We start from the raw sequence: 18,892 nt of genomic DNA, 5'->3' as shown, positions 1-18,892 counted from the left end.
GGCAGCCGGGCCGCACCGCGTCAATGGCCCTGGTCGAAAAACGTCCGGCGGGTCATGCAACGCCCAACGGTGTGATAGCGGCTGGGGCAGTGACCTCGTCCCCACAGCTTGACACCTCGGGGAGCGGATCGTACTTTCCGGTTCTGAATCGTTTCACGTTGGTCGTCAGGACCCGACGTCACAGGAGCCCCACAGTGACCGAGCTCAGCGCGGTGACGGCCGTGAAGGCCGCCCTCACGTCCCAGGCAGTGGAGACGCCGTCGTGGGCGTACGGGAACTCGGGGACCCGCTTCAAGGTGTTCGCCCAGCAGGGCGTCCCCCGCGACCCGTTCGAGAAGCTGGCGGACGCCGCGAAGGTCCACGAGTTCACCGGCGTCGCCCCGACGGTCGCCCTCCACATCCCGTGGGACGAGGTCGAGGACTACGCGGCGCTCGCCGCGTACGCCGGGGAGCGCGGCCTGCGGCTGGGCACGATCAACTCCAACACCTTCCAGGACGACGACTACAGGCTGGGCAGCATCTGCCACCCGGACGCCGCGGTGCGCCGCAAGGCCGTCGGTCATCTGCTGGAGTGCGTCGACATCATGGACGCGACCGGCTCGAAGGACCTCAAGCTGTGGTTCGCGGACGGCACGAACTATCCCGGCCAGGACGACCTCCGCGCCCGTCAGGACCGGCTGGCCGAGGCCCTCACCGAGGTCTACGAACGGCTCGGCGACGGGCAGCGGATGCTGCTGGAGTACAAGTTCTTCGAGCCGGCGTTCTACGCGACCGACGTCCCGGACTGGGGCACGGCGTACGCGCACTGCCTGAAGCTGGGCCCGAAGGCGCAGGTCGTCGTGGACACCGGGCACCACGCCCCGGGTACGAACATCGAGTTCATCGTGGCCACGCTGCTGCGCGAGAACAAGCTCGGCGGGTTCGACTTCAACTCCCGCTTCTACGCCGACGACGACCTGATGGTCGGTGCCGCCGATCCCTTCCAGCTGTTCCGGATCATGTACGAGGTGATCCGCGGCGGCGGCTTCACGCCGGACGTGGCGTTCATGCTCGACCAGTGCCACAACATCGAGGCGAAGATCCCGGCGATCATCCGGTCGGTGATGAACGTGCAGGAGGCGACGGCGAAGGCGCTGCTCGTGGACCGCGACGCGTTGGCCGCCGCGCAGGCTTCCGGGGATGTGCTGGAGGCCAACGGGGTGCTGATGGACGCGTACAACACGGATGTGCGGCCGCTGTTGGCGCAGGTGCGGGGGGAGATGGGCTTGGACCCCGACCCCCTGGGGGCGTATCGCCGGTCCGGGTGGGCCGAACGGATCGTCGCCGAGCGGGCCGGGGGCCGGCAGGCGGGGTGGGGCGCGTAGGCGTCCGCCCGGCTCTGTTTCCCCGCGGGCCGCGGGTCCGTCGTGGCCGATCGCGACGAGCGGCGGAGCCGCACACCGAGACAGTCCCGCGCGCCGTCGGGGCGCTTCCCCTCACCCCTCGTCCGAAAGGAACCGTCACGCCATGTCACCCCACCCCGAGGCCGAGGCCCTCCTCGCCCGTTCGCACCGGCTCGGTTCCGATCCCCGTAACACCAACTACGCCGGGGGCAACACGTCCGCGAAGGGTACCGGCGTCGATCCCGTCACCGGTGGTGACGTCGAGCTGATGTGGGTGAAGGGGTCCGGGGGAGATCTCGGCACGCTGACCGGGGCGGGGCTGGCCGTGCTGCGGCTGGACCGGCTGCGGGCGCTCAGGGGCGTGTACCCGGGCGTGGAGCGCGAGGACGAGATGGTCGCCGCGTTCGACTACTGCCTGCACGGCAGGGGCGGTGCCGCGCCCTCCATCGACACCGCCATGCACGGGCTGGTGGAGGCCGCGCACGTCGACCACCTGCACCCCGATTCGGGGATCGCGCTGGCCTGCGCGGCGGACGGCGAGGAGCTGACCGCCGAGTGCTTCGGCGACTCGGTGGTGTGGGTGCCGTGGCGGCGGCCCGGTTTCCAGCTGGGGCTGGACATCGCCGCGGTGAAGGAGGCCAACCCGGGCGCCGTCGGATGTGTTCTGGGCGGGCACGGCATCACCGCCTGGGGCGAGACCTCCGAGGAGTGCGAGCGCAACTCGCTGCACATCGTCCGTACCGCCGAGAGGTTCCTCGCCGAGCGCGGCAGGCCCGAGCCGTTCGGGCCGGTGATCGAGGGGTACGAGCCGCTGCCCGGGGCGGAGCGCCGGGAGCGGGCCGCCGCGCTCGCGCCGTACATCCGGGCCGTCGCCTCCCAGGACCGGCCTCAGGTGGGGCACTTCACCGACTCCGGCGTGATCCTGGACTTCGTGGCGCGGGCCGAGCACCCGCGGCTGGCCGCGCTCGGCACGTCCTGCCCGGACCACTTCCTGCGGACGAAGGTACGGCCACTGGTGCTGGACCTGCCGCCGACGGCGCCGCTGGACGAGGCCGTGGCCCGTCTGAGGGAACTGCACGCCGCCTACCGCGAGGAGTACGCCGCCTACTACGCGCGGCACGCCGGGCCCGACTCCCCCGCGATGCGCGGCGCCGACCCGGCGATCGTGCTGGTCCCGGGCGTGGGCATGTTCAGCTTCGGCAGGGACAAACAGACGGCGCGGGTGGCGGGCGAGTTCTACGTCAACGCGGTCCATGTGATGCGGGGTGCCGAGGCCGTCTCCCGTTACGCGCCGATCGAGGAGTCGGAGAAGTTCCGCATCGAGTACTGGGCGCTGGAGGAGGCCAAGCTCCAGCGGATGCCGAAGCCGAAGGCACTGGCCACACGCGTGGCGCTGGTGACCGGCGCGGGCAGCGGCATCGGGAAGGCGGTCGCGCGGCGGCTGGTGGCGGAGGGCGCGTGCGTGGTCGTCGCCGACCTGGACGGGGACAGGGCCGCGGCCGTGGCGGCGGAACTGGGCGGCTGCGACAGGGCCGTCGCCGTGACCGCGGACGTCACGAGCGAGGAGCAGATCGCCGGCGCGTTCCGGGCGGCTGTGCTGGCGTTCGGCGGGGTGGACCTGGTGGTGAACAACGCCGGTGTCTCGATCTCCAAGCCGCTGCTGGAGACCGGCGCGGAGGACTGGGACCTCCAGCACGACATCATGGCGCGCGGCTCCTTCCTCGTCTCGCGCGAGGCGGCCCGCGTGATGACGGCCCAGGGCCGGGGCGGCGACATCGTGTACATCGTGTCGAAGAACGCGGTGTTCGCCGGCCCGGACAACATCGCGTACTCCGCGGCCAAGGCCGATCAGGCACACCAAGTACGGCTGCTGGCCGCCGAGTTGGGCGAGCACGGCATCCGCGTCAACGGCGTCAACCCGGACGGTGTGGTGCGTGGTTCGGGGATCTTCGCGGGCGGCTGGGGTGCGCAGCGCGCGGCCGTGTACGGGGTGCCGGAGGAGAAGCTGGGCGAGTTCTACGCTCAGCGGACCCTGCTGAAGCGGGAGGTACTGCCGGAACACGTGGCGAACGCGGTGTTCGTGCTGACGGGTGGAGAGCTGAGCCACACGACCGGGCTGCACGTGCCGGTGGACGCGGGCGTCGCGGCCGCCTTCCTCCGGTGAGCGCGCTCGTGAGGGCGTACGCCGCGGTCGATCTCGGCGCGTCCGGCGGGCGCGTCATGGTCGGCCGCGTCGGCCCCGGCACCCTGGAGCTGACCGAGGCGCACCGCTTCCCGAACCGGCCGGTCCGGCTGCCCGAGGGTCTGCGCTGGGACGTCCTCGGGCTGTACGCCGGGGTGCTCGACGGACTGCGGGCGGCCGGGGAGCTGTGCGGCGGGCGGCTGGACTCGGCCGGCGTCGACAGCTGGGCCGTGGACTACGGCCTGCTCGACGCGGACGGGGCGCTGCTCGGCAACCCGGTGCACTACCGCGACGCCCGGACGGAGGGCCTCGCGGAGCAGGTGTGGGCGACCGTGCCCGCGGCGGAGCTGTACGCGGCGACCGGGGTGCAGTACGCGCCGTTCAACACCCTGTACCAGCTGACGGCCGCCCGCTCCACCGCGCACTTCGCGGGCGCGCGGCGCCTGTTGCTGATGCCGGACCTGCTGGTGTACTGGCTGACGGGCACGCAGGGCACCGAGCTGACGAACGCCTCCACGACGCAGCTGATCGACCCACGCACCCGTGACTGGGCGTACGGCGTCGCGGACCGGCTCGGGATCGACCTCGGCCTGTTCGCGCCGCTGCGGCGGCCCGGTGATCCGGCCGGTGAGCTGCGGCCGGAGGTGCTGGAGGAGACGGGGCTCGCCGGGCCCGTGCCGGTGACGACGGTCGGTTCGCACGACACGGCGTCGGCGGTGGCCGCCGTACCGGCCACGGGCGAGCGGTTCGCGTACATCTGCACGGGTACCTGGTCGCTGGCCGGTCTGGAGCTGGACACGCCGGTGCTCACGGAGGAGAGCCGGGCCGCGAACTTCACCAATGAGCTGGGGCTGGACGGCACGGTCCGTTTTCTGCGCAACATCATGGGCCTGTGGCTGCTCCAGGAGTGCGTACGGGTCTGGGGCGAGCCTGATCTCGGCGAACTGCTGAGGGCGGCGGCGCGGGTGCCGGCGCTGCGGTCCGTGGTGGACGCGGGCGACGCGGCGTTCCTCGCGCCGGGGCGGATGCCGGAGCGGATCGCCGGGGCCTGCCGCGCGTCGGGGCAGCCGGTGCCGCACTCCCCCGCCGAGGTCACCCGGTGCATTCTCGACTCCCTGGCGCTCGCACACCGCAGGGCAGTCGAGGACGCGCAGCGGCTCGCCGGCCGGGAGGTGGACGTCGTGCATGTGGTGGGCGGCGGCACGCGCAACGCCCTGCTGTGCCGGCTGACCGCCGACGCCTGCGGGCTGCCGGTGGTGGCGGGCCCGACGGAGGCCGCCGCGCTGGGCAACGTCCTGGTGCAGGCGCGGACCGGCGGGCAGGTCGGTGATGTGGCCGGGATGCGTGAGCTGTCCGCCCGGACGCAGCCGCTCACGCGGTACGAGCCGCGCGGCGGAACCGCCCGCTGGCGGGCCGCGCAGGCCCGGCTCACCGGGACGTGACGCCAGACTCCCGGCATCGCGGCGGCCCCTCCTGGCCGAGATGCCCTCTCGTCGCCGGGGCCGGTACTACTCTGCACCCGTCCGACGATCGCCCGACCGAGGAGCCGCGATGCGTGTCGCCCTGTTCCTGACCTGCGTCAACGACACGCTCTATCCGGACACCGGGCGCGCGGTGGTGAGACTGCTGAACCGGCTGGGGGTCGAGGTCGACTTCCCGATGGCGCAGACCTGCTGCGGCCAGGCCCACTACAACACCGGGTACCGGCACGAGACCGAACCGATGGCCCGGCACTTCGCCGAGGTGTTCCGCGACTACGAGGCGGTCGTGACGCCGTCCGGGTCGTGCGCGGCGATGGTCCGGGAGCTGTATCCGCGGCTGGGCGAGCGGGCCCGCGCCGAGGGCCGTGGGCAGTCGTTGGCGGCGGCGCTGGCGCCGGTGGTGCCGAAGACGTACGAGCTGACGGAGTTGTTGGTGGACGTGCTGGGGGTGACCGAGGTGGGCGCGTACTACCCGCACCGGGTGACGTACCACCCGACCTGTCACGGGCTGCGTGGGCTCGGCCTGGGCGAGCGCCCGCGGCGGCTGCTCCAGGCAGTGGAGGGTCTGGAGCTGGTGGAGTTGCCGGGTGCCGAGGAGTGCTGCGGCTTCGGCGGCACCTTCGCCCTGAAGAACGCGGACGTCTCGGCGGCGATGGGCACGGACAAGGTGCGCAACGCCGAGTCGACCGGCGCCGACGTGCTGTGCGCGGCCGACAACTCGTGCCTCATGCACATCGGCGGGACGATGACCCGCCTCAAGACCGGCATGCGGCCGGTGCACCTGGCGGAGATCCTGGCCAGTACCAAGGAGGAGCCGGCCCCATGAGCGGAACGCGCCCGAAGGGCCCGAGGGGAAGGGCAGGAACCGGCTCATGAGCGGAACGCGCCACGGAGCACCCGGCGCCGCCGGCGGAACGTTCCTCGGCATGCCGGCCTTCCCGAAGGCCGCGCACGAGGCCGTCCACGACGCGACGCTGCGCGCCAACCTGCGGCACGCCACCCACACCATCCGCGCCAAGCGGGCCGCGGCCGTCGCGGAACTGTCCGACTGGGCGACGCTGCGGGAAGCCGGCAAACGCATCAAGGACCACACGCTGCGCCATCTCGACCGCTATCTGGTGCAGTTGGAGGAGTCGGTGACGGCGGCCGGTGGCGTCGTCCACTGGGCCGCCGACGCCGCCGAGGCCAACCGGATCGTCACCGAGCTCGTCAAGGAGACCGGCGAGTCGGAGGTCGTCAAGGTCAAGTCGATGGCCACGCAGGAGACCGGCCTGAACGAGGCGCTGGAGGCCGAGGGCATCCGCGCCTACGAGACCGACCTCGCCGAGCTGATCGTGCAGTTGGGCAAGGACCGGCCCTCGCACATCCTGGTCCCGGCCATCCACCGCAACCGCGGCGAGATCCGCGACATCTTCACGCGCGAGATGAGCGCGTGGGGCCGCCCGGCTCCCGAGGGCCTGACCGACACGCCCGCCGCACTCGCCGAGGCGGCCCGCCTGCACCTGCGGGAGAAGTTCCTGCGCGCCAAGGTCGGTGTCTCGGGCGCCAACTTCATGGTCGCCGAGACCGGCACCCTCGTCGTCGTGGAGTCCGAGGGCAACGGCCGGATGTGCCTGACCCTGCCGGAGACGCTGATCTCGGTGGTCGGCATCGAGAAGATCGTGCCGGCCTGGCGGGACCTGGGGGTGTTCCTGCAGACCCTGCCCCGCTCCTCCACGGCCGAGCGCATGAACCCGTACACGTCGATGTGGACCGGTACCACGGACGGCGACGGCCCGAAGGCCTTCCACCTGGTGCTGCTGGACAACGGCCGCACCGACACCCTCGCCGACGACGTCGGCCGCCAGGCCCTGCGCTGCATCCGCTGCTCGGCCTGCCTCAACGTCTGCCCGGTGTACGAGCGGGCGGGCGGGCACGCCTACGGCTCGGTCTACCCCGGCCCCATCGGCGCGATCCTCAGCCCTCAGCTACGGGGCACGCAGAGCGAGATCGACGCCTCCCTGCCGTACGCGTCGTCGTTGTGCGGCGCCTGCTACGAGGTGTGCCCGGTCGCCATCGACATCCCCGAGGTACTGGTCCACCTGCGGGAACGCGTCGCGCAGGGCGGCCGGGTCACCCGCGAGGGCGAGAAAGTCGTGTTGAAGCCCGCCAGGGGCCACGCGGCGGAACGGGCCGCGATCAGGGCGACGCGCTGGGCACTCACCCGCCCGGGCGTGCTGCGCGCCGGCCAGCGCCTCGCCTCCCGCGGCCGTCGGCTCGTACCGCGCACACTGCCGGGCCCGGGCCGGGCATGGACCGACACCCGCGATGTTCCGGCACTGCCGGCGGAGCCGTTCCGGGACTGGTGGCTGCGGACGGACGGCGGAAAGAAGGACGTGACGTGAGCGGGCGTGGAGTGAGCGGGCGTGGAGTGAGCGGGCGTGGAGTGAGCAGCAGGGAACGCGTCCTGGGCCGGGTGCGACGCGCGCTCGCGGACGTGCCGGTCGAGGAGGCCCCGGTCGGGCGGGACCGTCCGCGGGAGCACGGCGCGCGCACGACGGCGCAGACGGTCGACCTGCTCGCCGAGAACCTGGCGGACTACCGGGCGATCGTGCACCGCTGCACGGCGGCCGGGCTGCCCGCTTGCCTCGCGGGACTGCTGACCGCGCGGTCGGCGCGGACGGTACTCGTCCCGCCGGGCCTCGACCCCGCCTGGACGGCGGAGGCCGACGCCGAGCGGGTGACGGACCGGACCGGGACCACCCCGCACGAACTGGACCGCGTGGACAGCGTGATCACCGGCTGCGCGGTGGCGATCGCCGAGACCGGCACGATCGTGCTGGACGGCGGCCCGGCCCAGGGCCGGCGCCGCATCACGCTGATCCCCGACCACCACATCTGTGTCGTCCGCGTCCCGGACCAGGTCGTCTCCTCCGTCCCCCTGGCCCTGGAACGCCTCGATGCGACCCGGCCCCTGACCTGGATTTCGGGCCCGTCGGCCACCAGCGACATCGAGCTGAACCGCGTCGAGGGGGTGCACGGCCCCCGTACCCTCGAGGTGGTGCTGGTGAGCGGGCCGGTGTCCTGAACCTCGACGGGACGTCCGCCCCTCCCCGGGCCGCCGAGGTGACCCGGGGGAGGGGTCCGACGCGTGACAGACCAGGTGAACAAGCGCTTAGATAGGCCGGGATATCGCGCAGACCTGGAGGCCCCGTTGCTGTTCACGTCCGTCGACGACGTCTCCGCCCGTCTGGCGGAGGCCGGCTACCTGGCGTCCCCCGCCGTCGCCACGACCGTCTTCCTGGCCGACCGCCTCGGCAAGCCGCTGCTGGTGGAGGGCCCCGCCGGCGTCGGCAAGACGGAACTCGCCAAGGCCGTCGCGCAGGTCGCCGGCGCCCGTCTCGTACGGCTCCAGTGCTACGAGGGCGTCGACGAGTCCCGCGCGCTCTACGAGTGGAACCACGCCAAGCAACTGCTGCGCATCAGCGCGGGCGGCGACGAGACGTGGGACGAGGCGCGCACGGACATCTTCAGCGAGGAGTTCCTGCTCTCCCGCCCCCTGCTGACCGCCATCCGCGGCGACGACCCGAAGGTCCTCCTCATCGACGAGACCGACAAGGCGGACGTCGAGGTCGAGGGCCTGCTGCTGGAGGTCCTCAGCGACTTCCAGGTCACCGTCCCCGAACTGGGCACGATCACCGCGGCGCGCCGCCCGTTCGTCGTGCTCACCTCCAACGCGAGCCGTGAACTGTCGGAGGCGCTGCGCCGCCGCTGCCTCTTCCTCCACATCGGTTTCCCCGAGGAGGCGCTGGAACGCAGGATCGTACGGCTGAAGGTGCCGGACCTGGAGGAGGCGCTGGCGGCGTCGGTGGTCCGGGTGATCGGCGCTCTGCGGGCCATGGATCTGCGCAAGGCGCCCTCGGTCGCCGAGACCGTCGACTGGGCGCGCACCCTGCTCGCGCTCGGTGCCGACCGGCTCGACGAGTCCGTGGTACGCGACAGCCTCGGCGTCGTCCTCAAGCACCAGGACGACGTGCTGAAGGCGGCCGCCAAGCTCGACCTGGACGCCGTGTGACCGGGCCCGCGCCCGGCGGCACCGGTCCTCTCCGAGACACCGGTCCCCTCCGCGACGGCAGTGGCGGCGGCGGTAAGGGCAATGGTGGTCGTGAGGGCGGCGGTGTCGGCGGTGTCGGTGAGCGGCTGACGTCGCTGGTCGGGGCGCTGCGCGCGCACGGCGTCCGCGTCGGCACGGGTGAGACCGTGGACGCGGCGCGCGCGGTGACGGCCCTGGGGCTGGCGGACCGCGAGCTGCTGCGCGAAGGGCTGGCCGCGACACTGCTGCACACGCCGGACCAGCGGCGCCTGTTCGACCCGGTCTTCGACCTGTACTTCCCGCGGGCCGTCGGCGGCCCGGACGGCGAACCGGCGGGACGCGAGGAACTGCGGGACCGGCTCGCGGCGGCGCTCGCCGACGACGACCGGGCACAGATGGAACGGCTCGCCGCCGAGGCGGTCGACGGGTACGGCGGGTACGGCTCCTCGCCCGGCTCGGACGGCTGGTCGGCGTACCAGACGCTGGACCGGATGCGTCCGCAGACGCTGATGGCCCGCGTCCGGGACGCGGTCCGGGGCTCGGGGACCACGGGTGCCGGGTTCACCGACCGGCTGCTGGAGGACGAGATCCGGCGCCGCATCGAGGCGTTCCGGCAGATGGTGGGTACGGAGGCTCGCAGGCGGGTCGCGGAACGGCGTGGCCGGGACGAACTCGCCCGGCGCGCCGTGGGCACGACCCCGGACCGGATCGACTTCCTGCTCGCCGGAAAGGCCCAGCTGGCGGAGTTGCGCAGGACGGTCCAGCCGCTGGCCCGCAAGCTCGCGACGCGGCTGGCGGCACGCCGTCGGCGGGCGTCGCGCGGCTCGATCGACCTGCGGCGCACCCTGCGCGGGTCGCTGTCGACGGGCGGGGTGCCGATGCGTCCGGTACTGCGCCGTCGGCGTCCCGCCCGGCCCGAACTGGTGCTGCTGTGCGACGTGTCCGGCTCCGTGTCCGGTTTCTCGGACTTCACGATGCTGCTGGTCCAGGCACTGCACGACCAGTTCAGCAAGGTGCGGGTGTTCGCCTTCGTCAACCGCGTCGACGAGGTCACCGGCCTCCTCGTGCACGGCACGGCCGACCCGGAAGGGCTCGGCGCCCGCATCCGGGACGAGGCGACCCTGACGGGCTGGCACGGCAGCAGCGACTACGGCACGGCGCTGGGTGAGTTCGCCGAGCGGTACGGCGATGCCGTCGGCCCGCGTACGACGGTGTTCGTCCTGGGCGACGCCCGCACGAACCAGAGCGACCCGAATCTGCCGGCCGTCCGGCAGATCACCGCACGCGCCCGCCATGTCCACTGGTTGAACCCCGAGCCGGTCTCCCTGTGGGGCACGGGGGACTCCGCCGCCCCGGACTACGCCGAACTGGTCGGGATGCACGAGTGCCGCACCACCCGCCAGCTCGGCGCCCTGGTGTCCCGACTGCTGCCGGTGTGAGACCGGCCGGGCTCACACGCCGGCCGGTGTCACGCCGGTATCACTGCCGTCGGCGTCCCGAATAACGGCGCCCTCCCCGGGGAGCCCGTGAGCCCGAGGCGGCCAGGCTCTCAGGGGCCGCGGAAACCGCTGTAGCCCGTGGGCGCCGCGTCGCGCCTACGCCTTCGCGTAGTCCGTCGCCATGCCTCCCGCGAAGTCGTAGAGGACCACCTGTTCGTCGCCGGCCACCCAGGCGTCGTGACCCGGGGTGCAGACGAACGCGTCGCCGGGTCCGACCTCGCCCTCGGCGCCGTCGTCCATCCGGATGTGCATGCGGCCCTGGACGACGTACCCGTTGTGATGGACCTGGCAGCTGTCGGTGCCCGCGATCGGTGCCACGGACTCGGACCAGCGCCAGCCCGGCTCGAACGTCGCGACGGCGAAGTCGAGCCCGGACATGTGAACGGCCTCGAGGTGACCTCTGGGGAAGTCCCGCCGTTCGTCCGGCTTGTCGAGCGTCTTCATCTCCAGCATGACGCTCCTCCTTTCCGGCTGTGTTCCATGCGGCCGGGGCCGGTCTCCGTCTGCCTGGAGGGGCCGGCGGTTCCACCGCCCCACCACTTCATCCTCCGCCCGGCAACCCGGGACTGCCAAACGGGGGAACCGGGGCGATACGGGGACCGTGGCGATACGGGAATCCACGGCGCGATCCGGCGGCCCGGGGCCCAGCTGTTGCCCAGGTGCTGGTCGCGGACGCGCACGCCGGCGCAGTCACGGACACGGAAGCGGACGCAGCCGTGGAAACAGTCGCAGTCGCGCAGCACACGCAGTCACGCGTCGGGGCCGCAGAGCCGGGCGAAGCGTTCCGCGTCGATGTTGCCGCCGGACAGGATGAGACCGATGCGGCGCGGCAGCGGGCCCGCGCGACCGCTGAGCAGCGCCGCCAGGGGGCTGGCACCGCTCGGCTCCAGGGCGATCTTCAGGCGTTCGAAGGCGAAGCGCATGGCGGCGCGGATCTCGTCGTCCGTAACGAGGGCGATCGCGTCGACGAGACGCCGGTTGACCGAGAACGTCAGCTCGCCGGGGATGTGCAGTGCCTGGCCGTCGGCGATCGTGCGCGGGACGGGGATGCCGACGCGGTGTCCCGCCTCCAGCGACCGCTTGGTGTCGTCCCCGGCCTCCGGCTCGACGCCGATGACGCGGATACCGGCGTGGATGCCCTTCGCCGCCGTGGCACTTCCGGCGATCAGTCCGCCGCCGCCGACCGGTACGAGCAGGGCGTCCAACTCGCCGGTCTCTTCCAGGAGTTCGAGGGCGGCGGTGCCCTGTCCGGCCATGACGTCCGGGTGGTCGTACGGCGGGATGAGGCTGAGGCCGCGTTCGGCGGCGAGGGCTTCGGCGAGCGCGACGCGGTCGCCTGTGTAGCGGTCGTAGGTGACGATCTCGGCGCCGTAACCCGCGGTGGCGTTCCGCTTGGACGGCGGTGCGTCCTCGGGCATGACGATGACGGCGGTGCTGCCGAGTTCACGGGCGGCCAGGGCCACGGCCTGGGCGTGATTGCCGGACGAGTAGGCGGCGATGCCCCTGGCCCGTTGTTCCGGGGTCAGCCGGGAGGCGGCGTGGTAGGCGCCGCGGAACTTGAACGCCCCCACCCGCTGGAAGTTCTCGCACTTCAGGTGGACCTCGGCGCCGACCAGCGCGTTCAGGGTGCGGGAGCGCAGGACGGGAGTGCGGTGTACGACGCCCTCGAGCCGGGCGGCCGCGTCACGGACGTCGTCGAGGGTGACGGGCGGGGTGGTGGTCGTCACGCATGTCCTCCGGCAGGGGTGTGAGGGCTCGCACTGGCGGCTTTACGGTCGGTGTCGGGGTACTGGTCACGGTACTTGTCACCGTCCGTTCCCGGAACGCGGTCCGGGTCTGCTTCCGGGTCCGCGATCTGGTCGTTTTCCCGGCCCCGCTCACTCGCCCGTGCCCGGCACAGGTAGCTGTACGCGCAGGCGCGGGAGATGCCGAGCCGGGCCGCGACCTGCTCGACGGAGCGGCGAGCGGCGAAGACCCCGCGCGCGTCCACGCCCGACGAACCGGCCGACAAACCAACGGACCGACCGACGGACCGGCCGACGGATCGGTCGACGAACCGGCCGACGGATCGGTCGGCGGACCGGCTGGCGGACCGGCCGACGAACCGGCCGGCGCCGGGCCCACGCCGGGCCACCCGGCGCTACACGCTGGTCAGCAGCTGCGGTGACAGCTCCTTGATCATGGTGTTGGACCAGCGCATCTGCCGCAACGTCCGCGGATGGCAGGCGGTGGCCAGGGCGAGGAGTCGGTCGTCCCGGGTGGCCTGCGCGGCCTGGGCGAGCATTTCCCAGTGCAGGGAGTTGCGCGCGGCGGCCAGGTGCAGGTCCGTCAGGTCGCGCAGGAGCAGCAGGCCCGTCTGCGGGCGTCGCCCGAACACGTCGGCCGCCTTCTCCCGCAGCGCGCCGAGGACCCCGGATGACGGGTCGTGCCGGGCGCCGCCGAGGTCGAGGTCGTACGCGCGTCCCGTCTCGGCCAGCCGGGTGCCGTGCTCGTGGGACCACCGGGCGAGGTCGGTCAGCACGTGGTGGATCTCGTGGTCGGCGCGGTGCCGTTCGGCGGCTGTCACCAGGTCGCGTTCCAGGTCGAGTTCGCCGTCGTGCAGGGCGCGCAGGGTGAGGCTGATGCCCGTCATGCCGTACTCCCCTCGCGCGCGCCCCGGGCGTCCCGGCCCGCGACCCTGCCCGCGTCGGCACCGGCCTCGGCAGTGCCCCGGCTCGCGACGAGGGTGACGCGGGCCGCGCACGTCTTGAACAGGGGCTGTTTGGACACCGGGTCCCAGTCGGTGATGGTGCCCTCGTTCGCCGCCCGGCCGTCCCCGTGCCCGGGCGGGCCGCTGCCCTCGGGCGTGTCCCAGTAGCCGTAGTGGAACGGCAGGAAGACCATGCCGTCGCGGATCGCGGTGAGTTTCAGCCGGGCCCGTACCGCTCCGCGCGGGGTGCCGATCCGGACCAGGTCCCCGTCCGCGAGCCCCTGTCGGGCGGCCTCCGCGGGGGACATCTCGGCCCACACGTCGGGTGCGGCGGCGTTCAGTTCGGGGGCGCGGCCGGTCTTGGTGCGGGTGTGGAAGTGGTACACGGTACGACCGGTGATCATCTGGATGGGGTACTCCCGGCTGGTGTCCTCGTGGAGCGGCACGTACTCCGCCGCCTTGAGGACCGCCTTCCCGTCGGGGTTCAGGGACCGGTACTCGACCACGTCCATGGACGCCCCGGTGACCAGGTCCTTGCCGTAGGTCTCGCAGACGTGGGAATCGGCGAAGGCGAAACCGTCCGTGTAGAGGCGCTCGGTGCCGTCGGGGGCGTCGTCGGTGCAGGGCCACTGGATGCCGCCCACGTCGCGCAGCCGGTCGTGGCTCAGGCCGGTGTAGTCGCAGGGGCGTCCGGCGCTGCACCTCTGCCACGCGCGGAACGCCGACTCGGGGTCGCGCCAGCCGATGAGCGGGCCGCCGTCCTTGTCACGGAAGTCCATGCGGGCGGCGTAGTCGAGGAAGATGTCGAGGTCGGGGCGGGCCTCGCCGGGCGGTTCGACGGCCTTCTCGGACAGGTGCACGGTGCGGTCGGCGTTGGTGAGGGTGCCGGTCTTCTCGCCCCAGGTCGCCGCGGGCAGCACCACGTCGGCGAGCTGGGCGGTCTCGGTGCAGAACAGGTCCTGGACGACCACGAACAGCCGCTCCTGCCGGAGGATCGAGCGGATGCGGCGCAGTTCCGGCAGGGACACGGCCGGGTTGGTCCCGGTGATCCACAGCATGCGGATCGAGCCCTGCTCGGCGTAGCGGAACATCTGCATCGCGTGGGTGGGCGGCCCGTAGTGCGGGATGGTCTCCGGGGCGACGTTCCACACGTCGGCCAGGTCGGCGACGTGCGCGTCGTTCTGCCAGTTGCGGAAGCCGGGCAGGTCGCCGTTGGCGCCGCACTCGCGGGTGTTCTGCGCGCTGGGCTGGCCGTTCATCTGGAGCAGGCCGCGGCCGGGGCGGCCGAGCATGCCGCGGATCAGGTGCAGGTTGTTCACCTGGACGGCGGCGGCGGTGGCCTGGTGGGACTGGTAGACGCCCTGCAGGACGGTCGACAGCAGTCGCCGCGCGCCGCCGAGCAGGTCCGCCGCCCGCTCGATCTGGGCGGCGGGAACATCGCAGATGGCCGCGGCCCAGCGCGGTGTGCACGGCTCGACGGCTGCGGCGAGTTCGTCGTAGCCGACCGTGTGGGCGTCGATGTAGTCGCGGTCGGTCCGGCCGGTGCGGATGATCTCGTGCAGCAGCGCGTTGAGCAGGGCGACGTTCGTGCCCGCGCGGGGGGCGAGATGGACGTCGGCGCGTTGCGCCACGGGCGTGTGCCTCGGATCCACGCACAGCAGCGCGGGTGGGTCGTCACCGGCGAGGCGGTCCAGGACGCGCATCCACAGCACGGTCTGGGTCGCGGCCATGTTGTGTCCGAAGAGGGCGATCGTGTCGGCGTGGTCGATGTCCGTGTAGGAGCCGGGCTGTCCGTCGGAGCCGAAGGTCTGCTTCAGCGCCTCGGCGGCGGTCGCGGTGCACAGCCGGGTGTTGCCGTCGAGGTGGCTGGTGCCGATTCCGGCGCGGGCGAGAACGGTGAGGGTGTAGTACTCCTCCAGGAACAGCTGGCCGGTGGTGTAGAAGCCGATCGAGCCGGGGCCTCGCTCGTCCAGCAGGTCCCGTGAGCGGTCCACGATCCGGTTCATGGCCGTGTCCCAGTCGCACTCCACCAGGCGCCCGCCGTCGCGCACGAGCGGGCTGGTCAGCCGGTCCGGGGAGTGGTTCGCCTGCCAGCCGTAGAGGTCCTTCGGGCCGAGCCGCCCCCGGTTCACGCGGTCCGTCGCCCGGCCGCGTACGCCGACGATGCGGCCCTGCCGTACGGCGATGTCCATGGCGTCGCCGTTGGAGTGCAGCAGCGAGGCCGACGGCACCCAGCGCTCCACCCCCGCCTCGGTGATCCCGGCCGCGAGATGGGTGTCGGTGCGGGTCGGCCAGTCCGTGCCGGGGCCGTAGGGCGTGCGCTCCCCCCACGGGTCGTCGATACGTGCATCAGCCACGGGGCACCACTCCTCCGTCGGACGGGTAGCGCCCCCGGGTACCCCGTCGCGCCGGTCCCGCACCCGGGCACACGGCGTGGCCTCGCACGACGAGCCGTTGTCAGTGCCCCGCGCTACGGTTTTCCGAACGCTGGTTCGTGTCCGATTTCTGGAGGTTCCCATGGCCTCGCGCCTCAACCCGTACCTCAGCTTCGACGGCGACGCCCGCCAGGCTATGGGGTTCTACAAGGACGTCTTCGGCGGCACGCTCGCCCTCCACAGCTACGGCGACTACGGCCAGGCGGACGCGCCGAACGCCGACAAGGTCATGCACGCGATGCTGGAGACACCCACCGGTTTCACCCTGATGGGGTCCGATGCCCCTCCCGGTGTGGAGCACAGCGCGGGCAACAACTTCTCCGTCAGTCTCAGCGGCGACGACGAGTCCGAGCTGCGCGGCTACTGGGAGAAGCTCTCCGAGCGCGGCACGGTGAACGTACCGCTGGAGAAGCAGATGTGGGGCGACGTGTTCGGCATGTGCGTCGACCGCTTCGGCGTCCCGTGGATGGTCAACGTCGTACAGCCCAAGAGCTGACCGGCCGACCGGCGGGGGGACGGGGACGAAGGCGGGGTCCGGGAGACGGGAGCGGGAGACAGCGGGCTGGGGACGGAAGGGAGCGCCGCGCACGACGGCACGGCGCTCCCGGCCCCGCTTGCGTGCCCGTACGAGCACGGGCTCACGGCCTCCACCATGCCGTGTGGTGCCGTTGCGTCACAGAGCTACGGCGTCACACAACCGACCGTACCGACGGGCCCGTTGTTGCCCGACGACGAGGAGGCGGTGAAGCCGAAGGTCGTCGTGCCGTCGGGGGCGATGGTGCGGTTGTGGTCGACGTTCCTGACCGTGACCGTGCCGTCCGACGCCGTACCCGACGCACCGTTCCAGACACTCGTGAGCCTGGTGCCGTCGCCGGGCTTCCACTGGACGGCCCAGCCGTTCAGCGGTGAGGTGCCGTGGTTCATGACCTCGGCGGAGCCCTGGAAGCCGCCGTCCCAGGAGTTCACGACCTCGTAGACGGCCATGCAGGACCCGGTGTGCGTCGGGTCGGGGTCGGGCGTGCTGGGGTCCGGGTCCGGGTCGGTACCGCTGTCCCGGATGCCCGTGACCTCGCCGTGGCCGCCGTCGAAGACGACGTCGGAGCAGGAGAAGAAGTTCTCCTGACTGTCCGAGCGCACCCACTGGATGAAGATCACCGCATCCCCGGTGCGGGCCGACGGCAGCGTCAGGTCCCAGTAGTAGTGGCCGCCGTCGGTGCCGGGCGAACCGGACTGGGGCGGGTCGGTGACCGTCTGGATCAGCTCCAGGTCGTCCCAGCCCAGCTCGGTGCTCGACGAGTAGCCCGGCTTGGAGACGTAGACGCGGAAGGCGCCCGGGTGCGCGGCCCAGTTGCTGTACTCGACCTTCATCGTCGCGCCGGACGTCAGATGGGTCCGCGGCCAGTCGGAACGGGCCATGTTGTAGGCACGGAAGTCGTACGGCGACCGGTCACCGGCGCTGCACAGCTTCCCGTCCGGCACATAACCGGCGCCGCGTCCGCCCGCGTTGGAGTCCAGCACGGCGAACCAGTTGTAGAGCGCCGAGGCGCCGCTCTGGTTGAGGGCGTCCCGGCAGGCCGGGTTGGTCGGGTCGAGGGCGCCGGTGCCGGTGACGGCGTCCAGCCGGCACAGGTAGGTGCGCGAGCCGGGCATCATCGCCACCCCGTGCGCCTCGGCCCTTCCCTGGCCGAGCAGGGTCAGTCCGAGCGCACCGAGCAGGGTGGCCAGCACCGCCCCCAAGGAGATCACTTTCGTACGTAATGACATGGGCTCTCCTGTCCGGAATGATCATTCGTGCGTACGTGGATCTGCGGTCTTCCGTGCTCACGTGCTCACGTGCTTCCGTGCTTCCGCGTTTCGTGCGCACGCGGTTCTGCTGTGCTGTCGTTCCGCGTTACCCGCCCGCGCAGGCGGTTCCGTCGAGGCTGAAGCCGCTCGGTTTCACGAAGGTTCCGCTGTACGTGCCCTCGAAGCCGAAGGTCTGGCTGCCGTCGGCGGCGATCAGCTTGTTGTGGGAGAGCGGACTCGCCGTGACCGCGCCCGAGGAGGGGCTCACGGTGGCGTTCCAGGCGTTGGTGACGCGCTGCCCGGAAGGCAGGGCGAACGCGAGCTCCCAGCCGTCGACCGGCGCGGACCCGTTGTTCTCGACGGTGACGTCGGCCGTGTAGCCGCCCGGCCAGACGGTCGTCGCGACCGCCACCTCGCAGGCCGCCGCCGGGCCGCCCGGGGTGGTGCCGCCGGTGTTGACGGTGGACGAGAAGGAGTTCACGGCCAGGCCCGCGCCGCCCTGCCAGGGCTCGAAACCGGCCTGGACGCTCGTCAGGTACCAGGTGTCCTGGGCCATGCCCCGCGCCACGGTCGCGTCGACGAAGTCCATGACGTCGAAGTTCCAGCTGTCGATCGCCGACGGGGCGACGAAGGACAGCACGTCGTTGGAACCGTTGCTGCCCTGCCACACCTGCCAGCTGCGCCCGCCCACCCCGGCCGTGCCCACCTGCGAGCCGATCGGCTGGATCGAGCCGACCTTGTTGAACCAGATCATGATCTCGGTGCGGTTCACCCCGTCGGTCTTGGGCGTCGGGTCGAGCCAGATGTCGTACGAGGCGTTGTACACGGCGTCGCCGACATAGCCGTAGGAGATGCTGGAGGGAGCGCTGGAGATGCCGCTGAGCCGCGCCGGGAGGTTGGTGCCCGGCGAACAGTTGGTGTAGTGGCAGCCGTTGTAGACCGAGGGGTACGACTTCGGCGCGCCGTTGGTGGGTACCGAGCCGTCGGCCCGAGCGAGCCGGAAGCCGGTGGAGGTGGCGGTGACGCACTGGGTCTCGCCGGTGCCCCAGCGGTTGTTCTGGACGACGTAGCGTCCCTGGATGGTGGTCGATCCGAACTGCTCGCAGATCGTGGTGTCCGCCTGCGCGGGTGCCGTCGTGGTGAGCACGGCCGCGACGGTGGCGAGAGCGGTGAGGAGCGTTGCCGGCAGTCCGCGAAGCGGGCGGATGTGACGTGGTGACAGTCGCATGCGGGGCCTCTCCCGGGGTCGGGGTCACGAGTGAGCGGGAGCGCTCCCAACTCCCCACGGATGGGAGCGCTCCCATTTCCCATTCGGTGGGGACTGTAGAAGCGGTCCATGTCCCTGACAACCCCGCGCGTCGCCATCG

Annotated in this window: 15 protein-coding genes and 1 pseudogene; 9 read left to right on the top strand and 7 right to left on the bottom strand. The window is 72.1% G+C overall.

Translation table 11 applies throughout. The features are described 5' to 3' along the window. The first annotated feature begins 194 nt into the window (after positions 1-194). The 8 genes from rhaI (at position 195) to ABZ354_RS23960 (ending at position 10,556) form a co-directional block, all read left to right on the top strand. Positions 195-1,364, top strand: a complete 1,170-nt coding sequence (rhaI, locus tag ABZ354_RS23995; protein ID WP_358659939.1) for an L-rhamnose isomerase — start codon at positions 195-197, stop codon at positions 1,362-1,364. A 142-nt stretch (positions 1,365-1,506) separates the two neighbouring features. Then, on the top strand, positions 1,507-3,546 hold the full coding sequence (locus ABZ354_RS23990; RefSeq protein WP_358659937.1) for a bifunctional aldolase/short-chain dehydrogenase: 2,040 nt from the start codon (positions 1,507-1,509) through the stop codon (positions 3,544-3,546). Between the two features lie 56 nt (positions 3,547-3,602). Further along, the gene (locus ABZ354_RS23985; protein WP_358659982.1) at positions 3,603-5,006 is read left to right on the top strand and encodes a rhamnulokinase family protein; all 1,404 of its coding nucleotides are present in this window, start codon (positions 3,603-3,605) and stop codon (positions 5,004-5,006) included. 109 nt (positions 5,007-5,115) lie between these two features. After that, complete coding sequence (locus ABZ354_RS23980; protein ID WP_358659935.1) at positions 5,116-5,871, top strand: (Fe-S)-binding protein; 756 nt, start codon at positions 5,116-5,118, stop codon at positions 5,869-5,871. 46 nt (positions 5,872-5,917) lie between these two features. Continuing rightward, a complete protein-coding gene (locus tag ABZ354_RS23975; RefSeq protein ID WP_358659933.1) occupies positions 5,918-7,429 on the top strand; it encodes a lactate utilization protein B in 1,512 nt (503 codons plus the stop codon). A gap of 41 nt (positions 7,430-7,470) precedes the next feature. Beyond that, on the top strand, positions 7,471-8,112 hold the full coding sequence (locus tag ABZ354_RS23970; RefSeq protein WP_358659931.1) for an LUD domain-containing protein: 642 nt from the start codon (positions 7,471-7,473) through the stop codon (positions 8,110-8,112). Between the two features lie 129 nt (positions 8,113-8,241). Continuing rightward, the gene (locus ABZ354_RS23965; RefSeq protein WP_358659980.1) at positions 8,242-9,099 is read left to right on the top strand and encodes a MoxR family ATPase; all 858 of its coding nucleotides are present in this window, start codon (positions 8,242-8,244) and stop codon (positions 9,097-9,099) included. A gap of 125 nt (positions 9,100-9,224) precedes the next feature. Then, positions 9,225-10,556 (top strand): VWA domain-containing protein, encoded by a 1,332-nt coding sequence (locus ABZ354_RS23960; RefSeq protein ID WP_358659978.1) that lies wholly within the window; start codon positions 9,225-9,227, stop codon positions 10,554-10,556. Between the two features lie 156 nt (positions 10,557-10,712). Here the strand turns inward: ABZ354_RS23960 and ABZ354_RS23955 are convergent, their stop codons facing one another. The 5 genes and pseudogenes from ABZ354_RS23955 to ABZ354_RS23935 form a co-directional block, all read right to left on the bottom strand. Next, a complete protein-coding gene (locus ABZ354_RS23955) occupies positions 10,713-11,069 on the bottom strand; it encodes a cupin domain-containing protein (protein WP_358659929.1) in 357 nt (118 codons plus the stop codon). A 296-nt stretch (positions 11,070-11,365) separates the two neighbouring features. Next, positions 11,366-12,343 carry a pyridoxal-phosphate dependent enzyme gene (locus ABZ354_RS23950; RefSeq protein WP_358659927.1) on the bottom strand — a complete coding sequence of 326 codons (978 nt, stop codon included), beginning with the start codon at positions 12,341-12,343 and terminating at the stop codon, positions 11,366-11,368. Continuing rightward, positions 12,340-12,609: pseudogene (locus ABZ354_RS23945) on the bottom strand (helix-turn-helix domain-containing protein); the annotation flags it as partial. The gene ABZ354_RS23950 and the pseudogene ABZ354_RS23945, both read right to left, overlap by 4 nt. Before the next feature lie 147 nt (positions 12,610-12,756). After that, positions 12,757-13,248, bottom strand: coding sequence for a hypothetical protein (locus ABZ354_RS23940; RefSeq protein WP_358659925.1), 492 nt, complete (start codon positions 13,246-13,248; stop codon positions 12,757-12,759). After that, positions 13,245-15,662: a nitrate reductase gene (locus ABZ354_RS23935; protein WP_358659923.1), complete on the bottom strand. Its 2,418-nt coding sequence runs from the start codon at positions 15,660-15,662 to the stop codon at positions 13,245-13,247. The genes ABZ354_RS23940 and ABZ354_RS23935 overlap by 4 nt, the downstream gene beginning before the upstream one ends. Positions 15,663-15,822: 160 nt before the next feature. Here ABZ354_RS23935 and ABZ354_RS23930 point away from each other — a divergent pair, with 160 nt between their 5' ends. Further along, a complete protein-coding gene (locus ABZ354_RS23930; protein ID WP_358659921.1) occupies positions 15,823-16,236 on the top strand; it encodes a VOC family protein in 414 nt (137 codons plus the stop codon). A gap of 185 nt (positions 16,237-16,421) precedes the next feature. Here ABZ354_RS23930 and ABZ354_RS23925 read toward each other — a convergent pair whose 3' ends face one another. Continuing rightward, entirely contained in the window at positions 16,422-17,504 is a 1,083-nt protein-coding gene (locus ABZ354_RS23925) for a lytic polysaccharide monooxygenase (RefSeq protein WP_358659919.1), read from the bottom strand. Positions 17,505-17,631: 127 nt separating this feature from the next. Further along, positions 17,632-18,753 carry a cellulose binding domain-containing protein gene (locus ABZ354_RS23920; RefSeq protein ID WP_358659917.1) on the bottom strand — a complete coding sequence of 374 codons (1,122 nt, stop codon included), beginning with the start codon at positions 18,751-18,753 and terminating at the stop codon, positions 17,632-17,634. Positions 18,754-18,892: the final 139 nt, after the last annotated feature.

This window comes from Streptomyces sp. NPDC005925, assembly GCF_040638805.1.
In the GTDB taxonomy this organism is placed as follows: Bacteria; Actinomycetota; Actinomycetes; order Streptomycetales; family Streptomycetaceae; genus Streptomyces.
Note: the sequence above shows the minus strand (reverse complement) of the source record. Positions and strands in the feature narration are given on the sequence as shown.